General features: G+C 67.6%; 20 protein-coding genes. 8 read left to right on the forward strand and 12 right to left on the reverse strand.

Annotated elements, in window-relative coordinates; all coding sequences use genetic code 11:
- The 8 genes from ACI8U3_RS05465 to fabG all read right to left on the reverse strand — a co-directional run bounded on the left by ACI8U3_RS05465 (position 1) and on the right by fabG (position 8,224).
- Positions 1-276, reverse strand: coding sequence for an HU family DNA-binding protein (locus ACI8U3_RS05465; protein WP_415013852.1), 276 nt, complete (start codon positions 274-276; stop codon positions 1-3).
- A gap of 169 nt (positions 277-445) precedes the next feature.
- Positions 446-2,842, reverse strand: coding sequence for an endopeptidase La (lon, locus tag ACI8U3_RS05470; protein ID WP_415013853.1), 2,397 nt, complete (start codon positions 2,840-2,842; stop codon positions 446-448).
- A gap of 211 nt (positions 2,843-3,053) precedes the next feature.
- Entirely contained in the window at positions 3,054-3,695 is a 642-nt protein-coding gene (gene gmk, locus ACI8U3_RS05475; protein WP_415013854.1) for a guanylate kinase, read from the reverse strand.
- The gene (locus ACI8U3_RS05480) at positions 3,685-4,566 is read right to left on the reverse strand and encodes a YicC/YloC family endoribonuclease (protein WP_415013855.1); all 882 of its coding nucleotides are present in this window, start codon (positions 4,564-4,566) and stop codon (positions 3,685-3,687) included. The genes gmk and ACI8U3_RS05480 overlap by 11 nt, the downstream gene beginning before the upstream one ends.
- The gene (gene mltG / locus ACI8U3_RS05485) at positions 4,566-5,669 is read right to left on the reverse strand and encodes an endolytic transglycosylase MltG (protein ID WP_415013856.1); all 1,104 of its coding nucleotides are present in this window, start codon (positions 5,667-5,669) and stop codon (positions 4,566-4,568) included. Before mltG ends, ACI8U3_RS05480 begins: the two co-directional genes overlap by 1 nt.
- A gap of 1 nt (position 5,670) precedes the next feature.
- Positions 5,671-6,951, reverse strand: coding sequence for a beta-ketoacyl-ACP synthase II (fabF, locus tag ACI8U3_RS05490; RefSeq protein WP_415013857.1), 1,281 nt, complete (start codon positions 6,949-6,951; stop codon positions 5,671-5,673).
- 101 nt (positions 6,952-7,052) lie between these two features.
- Positions 7,053-7,292: an acyl carrier protein gene (locus tag ACI8U3_RS05495; protein ID WP_021697838.1), complete on the reverse strand. Its 240-nt coding sequence runs from the start codon at positions 7,290-7,292 to the stop codon at positions 7,053-7,055.
- 191 nt (positions 7,293-7,483) lie between these two features.
- Positions 7,484-8,224 (reverse strand): 3-oxoacyl-[acyl-carrier-protein] reductase, encoded by a 741-nt coding sequence (gene fabG, locus ACI8U3_RS05500; protein WP_415013858.1) that lies wholly within the window; start codon positions 8,222-8,224, stop codon positions 7,484-7,486.
- A gap of 102 nt (positions 8,225-8,326) precedes the next feature.
- Between fabG and ACI8U3_RS05505 the strand changes: the two genes are divergently transcribed.
- Entirely contained in the window at positions 8,327-9,595 is a 1,269-nt protein-coding gene (locus ACI8U3_RS05505; RefSeq protein WP_415013859.1) for a serine hydrolase domain-containing protein, read from the forward strand.
- 131 nt (positions 9,596-9,726) lie between these two features.
- Here the strand turns inward: ACI8U3_RS05505 and thiS are convergent, their stop codons facing one another.
- Positions 9,727-9,924 (reverse strand): sulfur carrier protein ThiS, encoded by a 198-nt coding sequence (thiS, locus tag ACI8U3_RS05510; protein WP_415013860.1) that lies wholly within the window; start codon positions 9,922-9,924, stop codon positions 9,727-9,729.
- 89 nt (positions 9,925-10,013) lie between these two features.
- Here thiS and aroQ point away from each other — a divergent pair, with 89 nt between their 5' ends.
- The 4 genes from aroQ to aat are packed head-to-tail and all read left to right on the forward strand — an operon-like array spanning position 10,014 to position 13,045.
- A complete protein-coding gene (gene aroQ / locus ACI8U3_RS05515) occupies positions 10,014-10,478 on the forward strand; it encodes a type II 3-dehydroquinate dehydratase (RefSeq protein WP_415013861.1) in 465 nt (154 codons plus the stop codon).
- Positions 10,479-10,505: 27 nt separating this feature from the next.
- Entirely contained in the window at positions 10,506-11,018 is a 513-nt protein-coding gene (gene accB / locus ACI8U3_RS05520; RefSeq protein ID WP_415013862.1) for an acetyl-CoA carboxylase biotin carboxyl carrier protein, read from the forward strand.
- A gap of 3 nt (positions 11,019-11,021) precedes the next feature.
- Positions 11,022-12,374 (forward strand): acetyl-CoA carboxylase biotin carboxylase subunit, encoded by a 1,353-nt coding sequence (gene accC / locus ACI8U3_RS05525; RefSeq protein WP_415013863.1) that lies wholly within the window; start codon positions 11,022-11,024, stop codon positions 12,372-12,374.
- Positions 12,375-12,382: 8 nt separating this feature from the next.
- Entirely contained in the window at positions 12,383-13,045 is a 663-nt protein-coding gene (gene aat, locus ACI8U3_RS05530) for a leucyl/phenylalanyl-tRNA--protein transferase (RefSeq protein WP_415013864.1), read from the forward strand.
- Here the strand turns inward: aat and ACI8U3_RS05535 are convergent.
- Both ACI8U3_RS05535 and ACI8U3_RS05540 read right to left on the reverse strand, forming a co-directional pair.
- The gene (locus ACI8U3_RS05535; protein WP_415013865.1) at positions 13,012-13,719 is read right to left on the reverse strand and encodes a DUF2155 domain-containing protein; all 708 of its coding nucleotides are present in this window, start codon (positions 13,717-13,719) and stop codon (positions 13,012-13,014) included. The genes aat and ACI8U3_RS05535 overlap by 34 nt on opposite strands.
- Positions 13,716-14,111 (reverse strand): NADH:ubiquinone oxidoreductase subunit NDUFA12, encoded by a 396-nt coding sequence (locus ACI8U3_RS05540; protein ID WP_415014050.1) that lies wholly within the window; start codon positions 14,109-14,111, stop codon positions 13,716-13,718. Before ACI8U3_RS05540 ends, ACI8U3_RS05535 begins: the two co-directional genes overlap by 4 nt.
- 212 nt (positions 14,112-14,323) lie before the next feature.
- On the opposite strand from ACI8U3_RS05540, the gene ACI8U3_RS05545 reads away from it, so the two are divergent.
- The 3 genes from ACI8U3_RS05545 (at position 14,324) to ACI8U3_RS05555 (ending at position 18,616) form a co-directional block, all read left to right on the forward strand.
- Positions 14,324-17,119 (forward strand): TSCPD domain-containing protein, encoded by a 2,796-nt coding sequence (locus ACI8U3_RS05545; RefSeq protein WP_415013866.1) that lies wholly within the window; start codon positions 14,324-14,326, stop codon positions 17,117-17,119.
- Between the two features lie 45 nt (positions 17,120-17,164).
- On the forward strand, positions 17,165-17,647 hold the full coding sequence (locus ACI8U3_RS05550; RefSeq protein WP_415013867.1) for a pentapeptide repeat-containing protein: 483 nt from the start codon (positions 17,165-17,167) through the stop codon (positions 17,645-17,647).
- Positions 17,648-17,722: 75 nt separating this feature from the next.
- Positions 17,723-18,616 (forward strand): pentapeptide repeat-containing protein, encoded by an 894-nt coding sequence (locus tag ACI8U3_RS05555; RefSeq protein WP_415013868.1) that lies wholly within the window; start codon positions 17,723-17,725, stop codon positions 18,614-18,616.
- 6 nt (positions 18,617-18,622) lie between these two features.
- Here ACI8U3_RS05555 and aspS read toward each other — a convergent pair whose 3' ends face one another.
- Positions 18,623-20,404, reverse strand: a complete 1,782-nt coding sequence (gene aspS / locus ACI8U3_RS05560) for an aspartate--tRNA ligase (RefSeq protein WP_415013869.1) — start codon at positions 20,402-20,404, stop codon at positions 18,623-18,625.
- Between the last annotated feature and the right edge of the window lie 110 nt (positions 20,405-20,514).

Genomic DNA, 20,514 nt, shown 5'->3' on the forward strand with positions numbered 1-20,514 from the left:
TTAACCGTTCAGGGCGCTCTTCAGGCCTTCGCCGACGCGGAAGCGCGCGGTCTTCGAGGCCGGCCGATGCACGGACTCGCCGGTGCGCGGATTGCGCGCCATGCCGGCCTTGCGCTCGGTGGCCACGAAGCTGCCGAAACCGACCAGGCGCACATCGTTGCCCGACTTCAGCGAGTTGGTCACGCTCTCGGTGAACACGTCCAGGGCCTTCTTGGCCTGATCGCGGGTGATCCCGGCGCCATCGGCGATGGCGGCGATGAGTTCAGCTTTCGTCATTACAATTTTCTCCAGCCCTATATGGGCGCAGCTGCCGTCAAGGAGACGACTCGGCCTAAGCCCTACCCCCCGACTAAAGGCCAGCTTTGGCCTCGCGTCAAAAGAGAAACCGTCCGGAATCCCTTTAATTTGGGGGTTTCTTGGCCTTTTCGCCGAGTTTTTCCACCGATCAGTGGCTGATGACCGTCTCCGGGCCGGCGCCGGCGGGGGGAACTGGAGGCAGGGGCTCGGACTCCTCGTCCCATTCAACGGGCGTCAGAGTTCCCGTCAGGGCCCATTTCAACGCTTCGTCAGCCGTGGAAACCGGAACGATTTCCAGCGCGTCCTTCACATTGTCGGGCACGTCGGCGAGATCCTTCTCGTTCTCCTGCGGGATCAGCACCGTCTTCACGCCCGAACGCAGGGCCGCCAGCAGCTTCTCCTTCAGCCCGCCGATGGCGGTGACCCGCCCGCGCAGGGTGATCTCGCCGGTCATGGCGATGTCCTTGCGGATCGGAATCCCGGTCAGCACCGAGACCATGGCTACGGTCATGGCCACGCCCGCCGAGGGACCGTCCTTGGGCGTCGCGCCGTCCGGCACGTGCACGTGGATGTCGGTCTTCTCGAACACCGGCGGCTTGACGCCGAAGGCCAGGGCCCGGGCGCGCACATAGCTGGCCGCGGCCGAGATGGATTCCTTCATCACGTCCTTCAGGTTGCCGGTCACGGTCATGCGGCCGCGGCCCGGCATCTTGATGGCCTCGATGGTCAGGATGTCGCCGCCGAACTCGGTCCAGGCCAGGCCGGTGACGATACCCACCTGATCCTCTTCGTCCGTCTCGCCGTGGCGATACTTCCGGACGCCCGCGTATTCCGACAGCTTGTCGGCGTCCACGGTGATCGACAGAGCTTCACCCCGGGCCATTTCGCGCACGGTCTTGCGCGCCAGACCGCCCAGAGCCCGCTCCAGATTCCGCACGCCCGCCTCGCGGGTGTAATAGCGGATGAGATCGCGGATGCTCTCGTCCGGCACGACCCACTCGCCGTCCTTCAAGCCATGATCCTTGGCCAGCTTGGGCAGCAGGTGCCGCTTGGCGATCTCGACCTTCTCGTCCTCGGTATAGCCGGCGACCCGGATCACCTCCATGCGGTCCAGCAGAGGCTGGGGCATGTTCAGGCTGTTGGCCGTAGTCACGAACATCACGTTCGACAGGTCGTAGTCCACCTCAAGATAGTGATCGCCGAAGGTGGAGTTCTGCGCCGGGTCCAGCACCTCCAGCAGCGCCGAGGACGGATCCCCGCGCCAGTCGGCGCCCAGCTTGTCGATCTCGTCCAGCAGCACAAAGGCGTTGGTGGTCTTGGCCTTCTTCATGGACTGGATGATCTTGCCGGGCATGGAGCCGATGTAGGTGCGGCGGTGGCCGCGAATCTCGGCCTCGTCCCGCACCCCGCCCAGCGACATGCGCACATACTCACGACCGGTCGCCTTGGCGATGGACGCGGCCAGCGAGGTCTTGCCGACGCCGGGCGGTCCCACCAGGCACAGGATCGGTCCCTTCAGGCTGCCGGTGCGCGCCTGCACGGCCAGATATTCGATGATCCGCTCCTTGACCTTCTCCAGGCCGAAGTGATCCTCCTCGAGGATTTCTTCGGCCTTGTTCAGATCGATGGGCTTGGTCCGCGCCTTGCCCCACGGGATCGACAGCAGCCAGTCCAGATAGTTCCGGACCACGGTGGATTCCGCCGACATGGGCGACATGTTGCGCAGCTTCTTGACCTCGGCCTCGGCCTTGGCGCGCGCTTCCTTGGTCAGCTTGGTCTTGCGGATTCGCGTCTCGATCTCGAGGATCTCGTCGCGCTGATCGTCGGTCTCGCCCAGCTCGCGCTGGATCGCCTTCATCTGCTCGTTCAGATAATATTCGCGCTGGGTCTTCTCCATCTGGCGCTTCACGCGCGAGCGGATCTTCTTCTCCACCTGCAGGACGCTGATCTCGCCCTCCATCAGGCCATAGACCCGCTCCAGCCGGCGCGGCACATTGATGGTGTCCAGCAGGCTCTGCTTGTCGGAAATCTTGACCGACAGATGCGCGGCCACCGAGTCCGCCAACTTTGACGCATCGGTGATCTGGGGAATGGAGCTCAGCGCCTCGGGCGGAATCTTCTTGTTCAGCTTCACATAGTTGTCGAACTGCTCGACCACGGCGCGGATCAGGGCCTCAGCCTCCTCGGCGTCGCCGTCCTCGTCGTCGATTTCGACAGCGCTGGCCTCGTAGTATTCCTCACGGTCGGTGAAGGCCGTCAGGCGCGCCCGCGACTTGCCCTCGACCAGCACCTTCACCGTGCCGTCCGGCAGCTTCAACAGCTGCAGCACCGTGGCCAGAACGCCGATGGGGTATATGGCCTCGGGCGCCGGATCGTCATCGACGGAGTTCTTCTGGGTGGCCAGCAGGATCTGCTTTTCGCCCTTCATGATCTCGTCCAGCGCGCGCACGGATTTCTCGCGGCCCACGAACAGGGGCACGACCATGTGCGGGAAGACGACGATGTCGCGAAGCGGCAGGACGGGGAGGATCTTGGACTCGGACATGATGCTCACTGCTTTCAGGGCCCTCGCTGATCTCGGACCCGCGGCCCGGACATTCGGACCGCCCGCCGATTCCGACGGTGTTCGGATGAGTATGTGGCGTCAAACGCGAGCGGTTCAAGCTTGACGGAAATCCGGCCACAGAACCGTGATGGCGCGCCTGCCCGGCCGAAAGGAGCGGGATGACGGCCGCCTTGGCCCCGTCAGTGACGGATCACACCACTTCGCGCAGCAGGGCGGCCTTGTAGTCGGCCACCCAGAGGTTGCGGAACCGGCGGCTGCGTTCGGCGTGATAGATGTGGGCCAACTCGGCGTAGGAGCGGTCGAAATCGTCATTGACGAAGACGTAGTCGAAGGCGTCGCAGTGCTCGATCTCGCCCTTGGCGTTCCTGATGCGGCGCTCGATGACGTCGGGCGCGTCCTGCGACCGGGTGATCAGGCGACGGCGAAGTTCCTCGAGGCTGGGCGGCAGGATGAACACCCGCACCGCGTCATCGGGGCATTTCTCCGCCACCTGGGCCGCGCCCTGCCAGTCGATGTCGAACAGCACGTCACGGCCCTCGGCCAGCGCCCGGTCGATGGGGCCGCGCGGCGAGCCGTATTTCTGTCCGTGAACATCGGCCCATTCAAGGAAGGCGTCCTGATCCACCAGCCGCTGGAATTCCTCGTGACTGACGAAGTTGTAGTCGCGCCCGTCCACCTCGCCGGGGCGGATGGGCCGGGTGGTCATGGAGATGGACAGCTCCAGCCCGCCGTGGTCGGCCATCAACCGGCGGCACAGCGAGGTCTTGCCGGCCCCCGAGGGGCTGGCGACGATCAGCAGGACGCCGCGGCGCGGGGTGTGGTTATTCGACATTCTGGACCTGCTCACGCAACTGTTCGATGGCGGCCTTGAGGTCAAGGCCCACGGCGGTCAGCCGGGTTGTGGCGGACTTGGAGCACAGGGTGTTCGCCTCGCGCATGAACTCCTGCATCAGGAAGTCCAGCTTGCGGCCCACGGCCCCGCCCTTCGACAGGGATCGGGCCGAATCGATGTGGGCGGTAAGGCGGTCCAGCTCCTCGCGCACGTCGGCGCGCGCGGCCAGAGCGGCGGCCTCCAGCACGATGCGGTCCGCCAGATCCGGCGCGTCGGGCGCCAACTCGTTCATGCGGCGGGTGAAGCGCTCGCGGATCGCATCAGTCTGGGCCGCAGCTTCCGTTTCCGCCTGCCCGATCAAAACCTCGATGCGTTCGATCAGTCCGGTGACGACCGGGACCAGTCGTTCGCCCTCGGCGGCGCGCGAGGCGGCCAGCGCGGCCAGCGCCTCGTTGATGCTGCTGCTCATTGCCGCCTCAAGGGCGGCGCGGGTTTCGGCGTCGGCGTCCTCCTGCGGCGCCTCCATGACCCCGCGCAGGGCCAGCAGACCGTCCGCCGAGGCCGGGGCGAAGCCGCGCCCGGCCAGACGCTCGGCCATGGCCGCATACTGCTCCAGAACCGCCTCGTTCAGGACAAGCGCCTGATCGCTCTCGGCCTTTCGCGCCTGAACGCCCAGGGTGATCTGGCCCCGCTGGAACCGGGCCTGCGCCGCCTCGCGCGCCGCCCGCTCCAGACTGTCGAAGCCCGGAGGACCGCGAAAGCGAACCTCCAGATTGCGGCCGTTGACCGAGCGCGCCTCGACCGCCCAAGTCCAGCCCGCGAGCGCGCCCTCGGCCCGGCCGAAGCCGGTCATGCTGGTCAACTGCGCCATCAGGGCTCGCCCTCGTCCGCCGCGTCTTCACGCGCGTCCTCCAGCACCGCCTCGGGCGGCGCCGTCTCGGCCGGTTCGCCCGCCCGCTCGGCCTCGATGGCGCGCCAGCGGGCCACGTTGCGCAGATGCTCCTCATAGGTGCGGGCGAAGGCGTGACCGCCCGTGCCGTCTGCCACGAAGAACAGATACTCGGTCTCCGGCGGGTTCAGCACGGCCGCCAGGGCCTCGCGGCCCGGATTGGCGATGGGCGTCGGCGGCAGGCCGTCGATCAGATAGGTGTTGTAGGGCGTCTGGCGCTGCAGTTCCGACCGGCGAATGCCCCGGCCCAGTGGACGGCCGCCGTTGACGCCGTAAACGATAGTGGGATCGCTCTCCAGACGCATGCCGCGCCGCAGCCGGCTGATGAACACAGCCGCCACCTGGGGCCGCTCCTCGGCCAGGCCGGTTTCCTTCTCGACAATGGAGGCGAGGATCACCGCCTCTTCCGGCGTGTCGATGGGCAGGTCCGGCGCCCGCCCGGCCCAGAGCTCCGCCAGCAATTCGTCATGGGCCTGCTGCATGCGGCGCACGACCTCGGCGCGGGTTTCACCGCGCGTGACCTCGTAGGTCTCGGGCAGCAGCGAGCCTTCGGGCGGGATCGGGATCTCGCCGGTCAGAACCTCTTCGGCGTTCAGGATGTCCCAGGCCTGGGTCGACGACCGGCCCTCCGGCAGGGTCACGAAATGGCGCACCACCTCTCCGGACACCAGCTTGTCGATCACGCCGGACAGGGACAGGCGCGATTCGATCTCGTATTCGCCCGCACGCAGGCGGCGATCGGCGCCGCTCAGGCTGGCGGCGGCCCGGAACATGTCCGGCGAGCGGATGACGCCGGCCTCGTGCAGGGCCTCGCCGATCTCCGAAACACCCGCGCCTGAGCGCAGGATCACCGTCGTGGTCTCGCCCTCGACCGCGCGGGGACCGGGGCCCCAATAGACGCTCCAGACCCACACCAGCCCGGCGATCGCCACAAGGCTGAGGGTGGCCGTGGCCCCGATCAGGCCCGCGACCAATCCCCCGCGCTTCTGTTCCGGCGTTTCCCCCCGCCGACGGAACAGAGCCATCCTAGTTCACCGACTTCAGCACGAGACAGGCGTTGGTGCCGCCGAAGCCAAAGCTGTTCGACACGGCCACGTCGATCTTCCGCGCCTTGCCCTTGTCCTTGACCATGTCGATGGCCGTCTCGTGCTCGGGATCGTCCAGATTGATCGTCGGCGGGGCGGTCTGGTCGCGGATGGCCAGGGCGCAGAACGCCGCCTCCACCGCCCCGGCGGCGCCCAGCAGGTGGCCGATCATGGACTTGGTGGAGGACAGAGACACATTCTTCGCATGGTCGCCCAGGAGGCCCTCGACGGCCTTCAGCTCGATCCAGTCGGCCATGGTGGAGGTGCCGTGGGTGTTGACGTAGTCGATGTCCGACGGCTGCATCCCGGCCCGCTTCAGGGCCATCTGCATGGCGCGGCGCCCGCCCTCGCCGTCCTCGGACGGGGCGGTGATGTGATAGGCGTCCCCGCTCATGCCGTAACCGGCCACCTCGGCGTAGATCTTCGCTCCGCGCGCCTTGGCGTGCTCGTATTCCTCGAGCACCAGCACGCCCGCGCCCTCGCCCATGACGAAGCCGTCGTGGGCGCGGTCATAGGGGCGGCTGGCCTTTTCGGGCGCATCATTGAAGCTGGTGGTCAGGGCGCGGCAGGCCAGGAACCCGGCGATGCCCACGGGCACGATGGCGCTCTCGGCCCCGCCCGCCACCATCACGTCCGCGTCGCCCAGCGCGATCATGCGCGCCGCATCGCCGATGGCGTGGGCGCCGGTGGCGCAGGCGGTGACGACGGAATGGTTCGGCCCCTTCAGGCCGTGCCGGATCGACACCTGACCGGACGCCAGATTGATCAGGGCTGACGGAATGAAGAACGGGCTGACCCGGCGCACGCCCTTTTCCTTCAGCTCCAGCGCCGTCGCGGCGATGGGACCCAGCCCGCCGATGCCCGAGCCGATCATGACGCCGGTGGCCTCCTGATCCTCGGTCGATTCGGGCTTCCAGTTCGCGTCGGCCAGGGCCTCGTCGGCGGCGGCGATGGCGAACAGGATGAAATCGTCGACCCGCTTGCGGTCCTTGGCGGACATGATCTGGTCGGGGTCGAAACTGCCCGGAACGTCCGGTCCGCCGCCGCCGCGCCCGTCCACCGACGGCACCTCGCAGGCGATGGTGCAGCCATAGCCCTCGGTGTCGAACAGGGTGATCTGTCCGGCCCCGGACTTGCCGTCCAGGATGTTCTTCCAGCTGTGCTCGACGCCCCAGCCCAGGGGGGTCACGAGGCCGATGCCCGTAATCACGACGCGGCGCATGGTCAGCTCCTTAGCGTAAGCCTGAAACAGTAACGGCCGCCGGCGGTCCCGCAAGGGAACAGGCCGGCGGCCGCCAAATTACCGTCGATCGTGGACCGAAATCAGCCCGCGGTCTTCTCGTCGATGAACTTCACCGCGTCGCCGACCGTCTGGATGTGCTCGGCGGCGTCGTCGGGGATCTCGATGTCGAATTCTTCTTCGAAGGCCATCACCAGCTCGACGTTGTCGAGCGAGTCGGCGCCCAGATCGTCGATGAAGCTGGCCTTTTCGGTCACCTTGTCCGGATCGGCGTCCAGGTGGTCGATGACGATCTTGCGGACGCGTTCGAGAGTGTCGGACATGAATCTAATGCCTTCCTAGATACGCCTTCGTGGCGGTCTTTCTGGTCGCGCTCCGTTGTCACGAAGCTGCTGGTTTCGCAAGTCCCATAGCCCACGGAACCGCTCGCTGGTAGCGCGAATTGATGTTTAGCACGGCCGTAAGGTGAGGAAATACCCCGTCATGACGTGAATGTGTGAGACGGCGCGGCGCCTCAGATCATAGCCATGCCGCCGTTCACGTTCAGGGTCTGGCCGGTGACATAGGCCCCTTCGTCGGACGCCAGATAGACCGCCGCCGCTGCGATCTCGTCGCCGGTGCCCAGCCGTCCGGCCGGGATGCGGGTGAGGATGGCGTCGCGCTGCTGCTCGTTCAGGGCGTCAGTCATGGGGCTGGCGATGAAGCCGGGCGCGATGCAGTTCACCGTGATGCCGCGCGAGCCCACTTCCTGGGCCAGCGCCTTGGAGAAACCGATCATGCCCGCCTTGGACGCCGCATAGTTGGCCTGGCCGGGATTGCCGGTTACGCCCACGACCGAAGCCATGCCGATGATGCGGCCCGAGCGGCGCTTCATCATGCCCTTCACGGCGGCGCGGGCCAGTCGGAAATAGCTTTCCAGATTGACCTTGATGACCGCGTCCCAGTCCTCGTCCTTCATGCGCATCAGCAGGCCGTCTTTCGTGATGCCCGCGTTGGCCACCAGAATGTCCAGCGGCGCGCCCGCCGCCTCTTCCGCCCGCGCCACCAGGCCGTCGACAGATTCGGGGTCGGACAGGTTGGCGGCGGCGGCGAAGGCGCGCTCGCCCAGTTCGCCCGCCAGTTCGGCCAGCACCGCTTCGCGCGTACCGGACAGCACCACATTGGCGCCCTGCGCATGCAGCGCCCGGGCCACCGCCCCGCCGATGCCGCCCGTCGCGCCCGTGACCAGCGCCGTCTTGCCTGAAAGATCGAACATGAGTGTCTCCTGAATCTCTTGCGGCCGTCCTAGCCCGATGCGCTCGACATCGCCAGTTTTCCGGAGGAAGGTCTGATCGATAACGATAACGGGAGGCTCGCCATGACCATCCATCTGAACCGGCGTCATTTGCTCCTGTCTGGTGCGGGCCTGACGCTGGCGGGCTGCGCCGCGAACGGCGTCACGCCTGCAGAGGCGGCGCGTCTGCTCCCCTCAACGCAGGCGGCCATGGACCGGCATGTGGCGGCGGACCACGTCCCGGGAATCAGCGTCGGCGTGCGCATGCCGGGTGGACAGGACGTGTTCCTCGAGGCCGGATCGCTGGACTTCGACGGCGCGGCGCGGGCGGACGAAGACACCCTGTGGCGCATCTATTCCATGACCAAGCCCATCACCGGGGCCGCCGCCGCCCTGCTGATCGAGGACGGGGTCATGACGCTGGACACGCCGGTCGCCCAGTTCATCCCCGAGTTCGCCAACATGACGGTGGCGATCGATCCCGTCGCGAGTCTTGAAGCGCGCCCGGCGACGCGCACCATGACCATCCGCCACTTGCTGACCCACACTGCGGGCTTCACCTATCACTTCTTTGGCGATCAGCCGGTTCCCAACGCCTACAGCCGGGCGGGCGTCTTCCCGTTCACCGGCTACAACCTGTCGCCGCGCGACATTGACGGCCCCAAGGTGCGCGATCTGGACGCCATGGCGCGGGCTCTGGCCGACATCCCCCTGATGTTCGAGCCGGGCACGCGATACCTCTACTCCATCTCCCTGGACGTGCTGGGGCTGGTGATTCAGCGCGCCTCGGGCATGAGCTTCCCCGACTTCGTGCAGCGCCGCCTGTTCGATCCCATCGGCATGGACGACACGGTGTGGGGCCTGCGCGGCGCCGACGATCGTCGCCGGTTCGCGGCCCTCTACAACTACGCCGACGGCGGGCGCGAGGTGGTCGATCCTGTCGCGGAAACCGCCTACGCCCAGCCCGTCACCCTGTTCGCAGGCGGCGCAGGACTGGTGTCCTCAGCGCGCGATTATCTGGCGTTCCTGACCACCATTCTGGACGACGGCCGCGCCGGCCGGGTCCGCGTCATGACGCCGGGGACCGCCCGGATGATCCGCACTGACATCCTGCCCGAGGGCGTGAACCCCGAGAACGGCGCCTTCCGCTTCGGCTTCGGCGGCGGAATCGGCCTGCCGGACGGCGACACCCCCGGCGAGTTCGGCTGGGGCGGGGCGGCAGGCACCCAGGGCTGGCTGGACCCCGTGCGCCGCACGGCCGGAACCATCATGCTGCAGCAGTTCGGCCAGTCCGCCCCCGTGGCGGGTGACGTGCGGGCGGCCATCGCGGCGGACATCGCCGTCTCTTCGTGAAGCGTCTAGACCGAAATCGGTCCAGTTGGACGCAGTCCAACTGGGCTTAGATTTCGGTCCCGCATAATGCGAGAGCCTGATTCACGGCATCGGTGAAATCGCGAAGCGATTTCACCTCAACCGATCAGGCCCTAGCCCCCGCCGACCAGTTGCACGATCTCGATGCGGTCGCCGTCCGCCAGCGCCGTTTCCCCATGCAGCGAGCGGGGAACGATCTCCAGATTGCGCTCCACCGCCACCTTCTTCGGGTTCAGGCCCAGGGTCTGGACCAGATCCAGAATGGTGCCAGCCTCGATCTGACGGGTTTCGCCGTTGACTTCGATACGCATGACGCTAGGTCAACCTCTTCTGCGGGCGCACTTTGACCCGCGCGCGCGTTCAGTTAAAAGGCCGCCCGGAATCGCGAGCGGCGGAGCCCATGGCCCGATCTGACATCATCTATGTGCTGAACGGGCCCAACCTCAACCTGCTGGGGCAGCGCGAGCCGGAAATCTATGGGCGACAAACCCTTTCCGACATCGAGGCCCTGTGCCGCGCCGCCGCGCCGGACGCCGAAATCGTCTTCCACCAGTCCAATCACGAAGGCGAACTGGTGGACTGGATTCACGAGGCGCGCGGCAAGGCCTCTGCCCTCGTCATCAACCCGGCGGCCTTCACACATACGTCAGTGGCCCTGCTGGATGCGCTCAAGACCTTGGACATTCCGGTGATTGAGTGCCATCTGAGCAATCCGGCGGCGCGGGAGGAATTCCGGCGTCATTCCTATGTCTCGCTGGCGGCGACCGGCGTCATTTCGGGCCTCGGCCCCCACGGCTACGAGCTGGCGGTCAGGGCCGCCTTGCGGCTGGCGCAGGAACGCGCCGCCGCTTCGGCTCGTTCATAAAGACTCACACGAAGGCTTATCGACCTCATGGCTGACAGCAAGACCGACAAGAAATTGCCGAACGACCCGGCGGGCGAGATCGACACCGCGCTGGTGCGCCAGCTGGCCGACATCCTCAACGACACCGAGCTGACCGAGATCGAGGTGGAGCGCGGCGATTTGAAGATTCGCGTCGCCCGCGAGCTGACCGTGGCCGCCGCCCCGGTCCAGTACGCCGCCGCTCCGGCCCAGGCCGCTCCCGCGCCCGCAGCCGCCGCTTCGGCCCCCATGCCGTCGGATCCGGCCACCATCGTCTCGCGCAAGGGCGAAGAGGTGAAATCGCCCATGGTCGGCACCGCCTATCTCAAGCCTTCACCGGAGGCTGCGCCCTTCGTGCAGGCGGGCGACAAGGTCAAGAAGGGCCAGACCCTGCTGATCGTGGAGGCCATGAAGACCATGAACCCCATCGCGGCGCCCCGCGACGGCGTGGTGGCCGACATCATGGTGGGCGACGCCCAGCCGGTGGAATTCGGCGAAGCCCTCGTCCTGCTCGAGGAGTAGGCCATGTTCACCAAGGTCCTGATCGCGAACCGGGGCGAAATCGCCCTGCGCATCCATCGCGCCTGCAAGGAGATGGGAATCTCCACCGTGGCGGTGCACTCCGAGGCGGACCGCGGCGCCATGTGGGTGCGTCTGGCCGACGAAAGCGTCTGCATCGGCCCGGCTCCCGCGGCCAAGTCCTATCTGAACATCCCCTCGATCATCGCCGCGGCCGAGATCACCGGCGCCCAGGCCATCCACCCCGGTTACGGCTTTCTGTCGGAGAACGCCCGCTTCGCCGAGATCGTCGAGGCCCACGGCATGACCTTCATCGGGCCGAAGCCCGAACACATCCGCATCATGGGCGACAAGATCACCGCCAAGCAGACGGTGCTGGAGGCGGGCATTCCCTGCGTGCCCGGCTCCGACGGCGAGGTGGAAACCATCGAGGCGGCCATTGAGGCCTCGAAGGCCATCGGCTTCCCCCTGATCGTCAAGGCGGCGGCGGGCGGCGGCGGGCGCGGCATGAAGGTGGCCCTGACCGCCGACGATCTGGTCGAGGCCGTTCAGACAGCCCAATCCGAGGCGCTGGCCGCCTTCGGCAACGGCGCGGTCTACATGGAGCGCTACCTCCAGAAGCCCCGCCACATCGAGATCCAGGTCATCGCCGACAGCCACGGCAATGTGGTTCACCTGGGCGAGCGCGACTGCTCCCTGCAGCGCCGCCACCAGAAAGTGCTGGAGGAGGCCCCCTCCCCGGCCCTGACGGCCAAGGAACGCGCCGCCATCGGCGAGACGGTCAACAAGGCCATCGGCAAGATCGGCTATCTGGGCGTCGGCACCATCGAGTTCCTGTGGGAGGACGGCGAGTTCTTCTTCATCGAGATGAATACGCGCCTGCAAGTCGAGCATCCGGTTACGGAAATGATCACCGGCGTCGACCTGGTCCGCGAACAGATCCGCATCGCAGCCGGCGAGCCGCTCAGCTTCACCCAGGACGAGGTCACCTTCGACGGCCACGCCATCGAGGTGCGCATCAACGCCGAGAACTCCGAGACCTTCACCCCCTCGCCGGGTCTGGTGAACGACTTCCACGCCCCCGGCGGTCTGGGCGTGCGGCTGGATAGCGCCATCTACGCCGGCTATTCGATCCCGCCCTATTACGACAGCCTGATCGGCAAGCTGATCGTCCACGGCCGCGACCGTGCCGAATGCGTCGCCCGCCTCAAGCGCAGCCTGAACGAGATGGTCGTGGGCGGCATCGACACCACCATTCCCCTGTTCCAGAAGCTGTTGAACGAGCCCGACATCCTTTCCGGCGACTACGACATCCACTGGCTGGAGAACTGGGCCAAACGCCAGAAGGGCGAGGGCTGATCGGGGCCATGCCCCCTTTCACCCCGGATGATCTTCTGGCCGCCTACGCCGCCGGCGTCTTTCCCATGGCGGACAGCCGCGACGACCCGGAAATCTATCTGGTCGAGCCGCAGGTGCGCGCCGTCCTGCCGCTGGATCGTTTCCGCCTGTCGTCCCGACTGGCGCGGACGGTACGGCAGGACCGCTTCACCGTCAGCGTGAGCACCGATTTCGAGGCGGTTCTGGACTCCTGCGCCGCCCCCGCGCCGGGCCGCGAGGACACCTGGATCAACGGCGCGATCCGTGAACTGTACCTGGCCCTGCACGCGCGCGGCGCGGCCCATAGCATTGAATGTCGTCAGAATGGCTCGCTCGTCGGCGGGCTCTACGGCGTGACCCTGGGCGGGGCCTTCTTCGGCGAAAGCATGTTCAGCCGCGCCACTGACGCCTCAAAGGTCGCCCTGGTCCATCTGGTAGCGCGGATGAAAAAGGGCGGGTGGCGTCTTCTGGACGCCCAGTTCATGACCGGCCACCTGTCGCAGTTCGGCTTCGTGGAGACGCCGCAAGTCACCTATCTGAGCGTCCTCGGGGACATTCTGGACATGACGCCCGACCTGGCCGCCTTCATGGCGCCCATGAGCGGCGCCGAGGCCGTGGACTACGCCCGGCAGCCCACCACCCAGGCGTCATAGTTCGGATGCTCCAGCGGATTCACCGCCGGGGCGGAGGCGAACATCCAGCCCCGGAACACCTGACGCGCCTGGGTCGGCTGATTGGTCCCGCGCGGCTGGGACCGGATCTCCAGATAGGCGGCGGCCTCTTCCTGCGGGTCGTCCTCGGCGTTTACCTCGCAGGCCCGCGCCGTGAAGATCAGTGTGTTGCGGAACCGCACCGGCGGACCGCCCACCTGCACCTCGAAGCGCATGGTCTCGGCTGTGGTCTTGTCCAGCGCCTGAATGATGGCGACCGGGCGACGCTCGCGGGCGGGCGGCTCCTCAGGCTCCTCCAGAGTCTCGGGAACCTCCTCCGTGTCCGCCTCGGCAATCTCGGTTTCCTCGGCCTCTTCCTCTTCGGCTTCGTCCGCCTGCTCCGCCTCAGCCTGTTCGGCCGGACGGGGTTGGCTCTGGATGAGAGCGCCGGGCGGTGCGCGGTTCAGCGCCTCCGTGGCGCGGCGGGCCGCGTCCTGCTCCTCCTGCTGCCGGATCAGGATGTCGGCCACGGGATCGGCGGACACCGGCTGCTGTGGCTGCGGCTGAGGAACCGGCTGCGCGTCTTGCGGCTCTTGCTCGGTCTGGGCCACGCCGATGCCGGCGGCGGCCAGGCCGACGACAAGCACGCCCGCCAGCAGTCTGCCGCGGCGGGTCATCCCTCGGGGGTCCAGGCCTGATAGTCGCCCGTGGCGGCCGGACGGCGGCCCTCGGCGGCCAGCGAGCCCTTGGGACGCCAGGCCATGGGCGTGCCGGTCAGGTTGGGCAGGTGCGGCAGCTCCCAGGTGCGACGGGCCATGCCGCCCTCCGACGGCGGCTCGTCGAAGGTGTAGCGCAGCCAGCCGTGCCAGTCCGGAGACACCTTGGACGCCTCGGCATAGCCGTCATAGATCACCCAACGGCGCTTGCGGCCATCGTAGCTGGTGGTGTCCCGCGACTGGTAATAGCGGTTGCCGAACTCATCCGAGCCGACCAGTTCGCCGCGCTTGGCGATGGTGAACAGGGTGCCGATGGTGGCGCCGTTCCACCAGGTGAAGATCTTGGCCAGCAGGTTCAGCACTCGGGCACGCTTTCGTCTTGGGAATCAGGGCGGCGACGCCCCCTTGAACGGCCGCGAATATAGAAACCGCGCCGCCCCGCGTCCAGCATTCCGATCGGCGATGAAATCCGCAATATCTTGTGGGTAAGCGTCGGCGAGTAACCACATTTATTGCCCCACCTGTCCCTTGGCCGTAGTCTCGCACCATGACCGCGGAGACATCTATGCGTTTTTCATCCCGGTTCACCGATTCCGCCGCCGCCGTGGCTCTCGAGCCGCGCGCCGTGGAGCGCCCGGACCGCATCCAGACCGTTCTGGCGCCCGCCGGCTGGCCTTCCGCCCGAATCGAGGCCTGGCTGGACTGGGCCGAGGCCCTGCCGGGCGATCTTCCGAACCTCGCCCCCGAAGCCCTGACTGCGCCCCTGCGTTCTGAATTGCTGGACGGCGGCCCCGGCCGATGGGCCGTCCGGCTCGCCGCCTGGGGGCACGCGCTCGGCTTGTTTGAAAGCGTGGGCGTCGCGCGCGGGTTCGCGGATGAGCTGATCGGCGCCGTTCTTCTTGGCCTCGCCGCGCCCGGGGCCGCGACCGCCTCCGGCCATCGCATTCATCCGGTCGCCGACGACCCGGGCCCCGAGACCTCAGTCCGCGACGTCATCGATCTGGCCGATCCAGCCGCCCCCGCCCGGCTGAGGCTCTACGCGGGCCGCTGCCAGGCCATCCGGTTCAGTCAGGGCGCGGTGGACACGCTGAACGACAAGCTCTCTGCCGTCGCTGACGCTGTGGATCGCTGCGAAGGCTCCGCCGCCGACTGCGCGGACCCCCGGCGCAATCCCGCCCTGGCCCGCGCGGCCCACGCGGCCCGTGCCGCCGGGGCGCGGGACGCCGACATCCTTCTTGCCGCACATGGTCGCCTTCCGGACATCGGTCTCATTGAGACCCCCTTGCCCCAACCGATCGTCGGCCTGTGCGACCGGGCCCTCGCCGCGTCAGGCGCCCCCGAAACGCGTCCGGCCGTCGAGGCGGCTCTGACCACAGGCCGCGTCACCATCGCGTTCGATCCGCGAGACGCCGCCGCGCTGGACGCCGCCCTCGCCGCGCCCACGGCCGCCATCAACCTGGCCGCCGCCCATGAGGCCGAGGCGCTGGAGGCTTTAGCCCGGCTCATGACCACGGCGCTGGAGATCGAAACCGCGTGTGGCTTCTCCGAGACGGCCGGCGACGCGGCCTGGCGCTTCGGCGTGCGCCAGATCACCCTTGCGCTGGCCGGGGTCGGCGAAGCGGTCATGGCCCAGGGGCTGGCGAGCGGCAGCGAGGCCGGTCAGGCCTGGATCGCCGGGCGCGCCGCCCTTGTTCATGCCTCGGCCGCCGCCGCCTCGGCGGATATGGCGGCCCGCATCCGCGCCTGCCCGGACTGGCCGGATCACGCCGAGGAGACTCTGGCCATCACGGCCGCCCGCGCCGAGGCCGCCGATGCTCTCGGCCCTGACGGCGCACCGGCTGTTGCGCTTTACGATCACGCCCTCAAGACCGCGCGCAAACACGGCCTGCGTCACGCGCTCATCAGTCTGTTCGCGGACGACGCTGACCTTGCCCTGCGGCTGGGCGCCCGTCTGGACGGCGCGGCGCCCCACCGCCTGCTGATCGAGACCGCCGACGGTGAAACCACTCACGCCCTCTCACCCTACGCAGCAGATGCTGTCACGGCTCTGGGCGGCGATGTGGAAGGCGCCGAACGTCATCTGCTGGGCCGCCGCACGCTGGTCGAGGCGCCCGGGCTGAATCACGGCACCCTGCGAGCCCTCGGCTTCACGGATTTGGAACTCCAGGCCGTCGAGACCGCGCTATCGACCGTCCAGCGGCTGGAGGACGCATGCCTGCCGGTTCTGGACGCGGGGTTCGTGCATGACGTCCTCGGCGTCACCGCCTCGGACCGCGAGGACGCCGACTTCGATCTGCTCGCCCATCTGGGGGTCAGTGACGAGGACCGCGCCCTGGCGAGCGCCTACGCTTTCGGACGTGCGGATCTGAACGACTGGGACGGGGCGTCGCCTGAGTTGCGCGCCGTTCTGGGCCTTGATCCTGCGCACGTCATCGCCGCCGTAGCGCCTTTCAGCGACGTTCCGGACGTCTCGCCCGAGCGCTTGCCCTGGGACTGCAGCGACGAGGCAGCCATGCGGGCCCTGTCACGCAGGGCCTTGGCGGACGCGCGCGCCGTGCGGCTTGTCGCTGATCCCGCTCCGCTCGGGGATTTGCTCGACCTGCCCCCTGTCGAGGCGTCCGTGCGGACCGCCATGCCTCTACAAGGCGCGGAACGCACCGTGTCGGAACGGGTGGTGGAGAAGGTGGTCGAGCGCGACCGCGCCCGCCGCAAGCTGCCGGACCGCCGCAAGGGCTATATCCAGAAGGCGGCCGTCGGCGGCCACAAGGTCTATATCCACACAGGCGAATACGAAGACGGCGAGCTGGGCGAGATCTTCATCGACATGCACAAGGAAGGCGCCGCCTTCCGCAGCCTGATGAACAATTTCGCCATCGCCATCTCCATCGGCCTGCAATACGGCGTGCCGCTGGACGAGTTCGTGGACGCCTTTGTCTTCACCCGGTTCGAGCCGGCGGGCCGAGTGACCGGCAACGACTCCATCAAGTCGGCCACCTCCATTCTGGACTACATTTTCCGCGAACTGGCGGTCAGCTATCTGGACCGCTCCGAACTGGCCAACGCCGATCCGGACGCCCTGAACGCCGACGGCCTGGGCGGGAGCGAGGACGGCGAAGCCGAGGCCGTGCCCGCCGCTCGCTTCATCTCCAAGGGTTTCGCCCGGGGCGCCGCGCCCGACAATCTGGTCGTCCTGCCGTTCGGCCAGAAGAAGGAGCCGGAACAGCCCCCGTCGGCGCCCGCCGAGCCCCTGGCCGCCGCCTGCCCGGCCTGCGGTGATTTCGCCCTGCAAAGGAAAGGCCCGGGGTTCGAGTGCGACTCCTGCGGCGCCGCGCCCCAAATGAACAGCGAAACGGGACGTTAGGTCCTGTTCTTGCATGATCGGGCCCGACACCTTCGGAGTCCCGTCATGAGAACCGTCATCGCCGCCCTCGCCGTCCTGGCCCTCGCCGCGCCCGCCATGGCCCAGAACGCCGGTCAGATCGCCCGCGCCGCCGGCGGGTCCAGCTGCCCCGGCTGCAACCTGTTCCAGGCCGAATTCAACGGCCTGCAGGCCACCGGTCTGAATTTCAGCGGGGCGCGGCTGCGCCAGGCGGACCTCAGCCTCACGGTGCTGAACCGCGCCCGCTTCGACCGGGCGGACCTGCGGGACGTGAACGCCTATGGCGGCGTGTTCTCGTCCGCCAGTTTCGCCGGGGCGAACCTGACCAACGCCGGATTCGTGGGAACATACCTTCGCGGCGCGAACTTCTCCGGCGCGACTCTGGTCGGATCGGACTTGTCCGGCGCCGACCTCGCGGGGGCCCGCGGCCTGACCCAGTCCCAGCTGGACCGGGCCTGCGGCGACGCCACCACGGTTCTGCCGGGCGGCCTTCACATTCCGCCTTGCTGAGGACGCTCCCGCGCCTCTGACGTTACCGCGATTTAAGTGGTCCCTCATGCACTTAGCAGGCATGGATTGGGCGTGATGAAAACCGCCGCCGTTCCATTTCGCCGCCTCGCCGCCGCCCTGGCCGGCGCCGCTGTGTGCGCGGTCGCCGGCGCCGCCTCGGCCGAGATGGCGTTCAGCTGGCAGGATCGCGACGTGGCGCGTCTGGTTTCGCTGGGCGGAGCCTGCAGGGGCTGCGAACTGTCCGGCCGCGACCTGACCGGCGCCAGCTTCACCGGCGCGAACTTTTCGGGCGCGACCCTGGTCGGCGCCAATCTGCGCGGGGCCCAGCTGATCGGCTCCGATTTCAGCCGCAGCGATTTCAGCCGGGCCGACCTGCGCGGGGTGACCATCGTCGGCGCCAACTTCACCGGCTCCAGCTTCGATTCGGCCAATCTGTCCGGCGCGGTGGCCCAGGGCGCCCTGTTTACAGAGGCCAGCCTCAGCGCCGCCGATCTCTCCAACGCCGAGTTGGTGGGTGTGAACCTTAGCGGCGCCCGCATGAGCGGCGCCGATTTCAGCGGAAGCGAACTGTTCGGGGCCGATATGCGCAACGCCGCCGCCAGCCGCGCGAACTTTTCCGGCGCGGAGATGACCGCCGCCAATCTGCGCGGCGGCGATTTCCGCAACGCCAATTTCCGCGGAGCAGAGCTGAACGCGGCCCAGCTGGCCGGTGCGCGCTTCGCCGGGGCGGATTTCCGCGGGGCCGAACTGAGCCGGGCCGACATTCGCGGCGCCGACCTGTCGAACGCTCGCAATCTGACCCAGGATCAGGTGGACGAGGCCTGTGCAGACTCCACCACCCGCCTGCCCTCGCGGCTGAGCAACGCGGGCGGATGCTCGGGCGCGCGGCGCTTCGTCCGCATGCCCGTGCCGCCGCGCCCGCCGGTCGCCCCCGCCCCGCGCCACATCATCGCTTTCGGCGGCGAATAAGCCCGATCAGACCTTGATCGGCGGGGCCAGACGGACGTGCAACTCCTTGAGCTGACGCTCCTCGACCTCTGACGGCGCATTCATCAGCAAGTCCTGTCCCTGCTGGTTCAGAGGGAAGGCGATGACCTCGCGGATGGCCTGTTCACCGGCCAGCAGCATGACGATGCGGTCGATGCCCGGCGCCAGACCGCCGTGCGGCGGCGCGCCGTAGCGGAAGGCGTTCAGCATGCCGCCGAACTCCGCCTCCACCACTTCGGGGCCATAGCCCGCGATCTCGAAGGCCTTCAGCATGATCTCCGGCTTGTGGTTCCGGATAGCGCCCGAGCACAGCTCATAGCCGTTGCAGACGATGTCGTACTGATAGGCCAGGATATCCAGCGGATCCTTGCTCTCCAGCGCCTCAAGCTCGCCCTGCGGCATCGAGAAGGGGTTGTGGCTGAAGTCGACCTTCTTCTCTTCCTCGGACCACTCGAACATGGGGAAGTCCACGATCCAGCAGAACCGGAACGCGTCGTCCTTGATCAGGTTCAGGTCCTGGCCCAGCTTGATGCGCGCGTTGCCCGCGAACTTGTGGAAGGCGGCGGGGTCGCCGGCGGCGAAGAACACCGCGTCCCCCTGCCCCAGGTTCAGCGCCTTCATCATGGCCTCGGTCGCCTCGGCGCCCAGGTTCTTGGCGATGGGACCGCCCCAGGCGCCCTGGTCCTCCGACCAGAACACGTAGCCCAGACCCGGCTGCCCCTCGCCCTGGGCCCAGCTGTTCATGCGATCGCAGAAGGCGCGTGAGCCGCCGCCCGGCGCCGGAATGGCCCACACGGCGTTCTTGTCGTCCGCCGCCAGGATCTTGTTGAACAGGCCGAAGCCGCCGCCCCGGAAATGCTTGGACACATCCTGCATCTCGATGGGGTTGCGCAGATCCGGCTTGTCGGTGCCGTACTTGGCGATGGACTCGCGATAGGGGATGCGCACGAAGGGATAGGGATCGACCGCCTTGCCGTTCGCAAACTCCTCGAACACGCCGTGCATGACGGGTTCAATCGCAGCAAAAACATCCTCTTGCGTGACGAAGCTCATTTCCACGTCGAGCTGATAGAACTCCAGCGACCGGTCTGCCCGCAGGTCTTCGTCTCGGAAGCACGGCGCGATCTGGAAATAGCGATCGAAGCCCGACACCATCAGCAGCTGCTTGAACTGCTGGGGCGCCTGCGGCAGCGCATAGAATTTCGACGGGTGCAGGCGGCTGGGCACCAGGAAGTCGCGGGCGCCCTCGGGCGACGAGGCCGTCAGGATGGGCGTCTGGTACTCAAGAAAGCCCTGCTCCACCATACGCTGGCGGATCGAGTGGATCACCTTGGACCGCAGCACGATGTTGCGGTGGAGCGTCTCGCGGCGCAGGTCCAGATAGCGGTGCTTCAGACGGATTTCTTCGGGATACTCCGGCTCTCCGAACACCGGCAGCGGCAGTTCGGCGGCCTCGGACAGCACCGTCACCGCCTTGACCTGAACCTCGACCTCGCCGGTGGGCAGGCCCGCGTTCACCGTCTCGGGCGTGCGGTTCACCACTTCCCCGTCGACCGAGATGACGCTCTCGGCGCGCAGGCGCTCGACCGTATCAAAGCCCGGCGTGGACGGGTGCAGAACCAGCTGCGTCAGGCCGTAATGGTCCCGCAGATCGATGAACAGCAGGCCGCCGTGGTCGCGCTTTCTGTGCACCCACCCGGACAGGCGGACGGTGGAGCCCGCGTCAGTCGCGCGAAGGGCGCCGCAGGTGTGGGAGCGATAGGCGTGCATGGTCGAATCCGGGGCCGAAAATCAGCGGAAAAGGAAGGCGCGGAAGGGCGCATCATCGCCCCGGAAAGTCAAGGTTTCCCGGCGATTCTCGATGCGGCGGCGACACGCTC

Source organism: Brevundimonas sp. (genome assembly GCF_047617075.1).
Lineage (GTDB): Bacteria > Pseudomonadota > Alphaproteobacteria > Caulobacterales > Caulobacteraceae > Brevundimonas.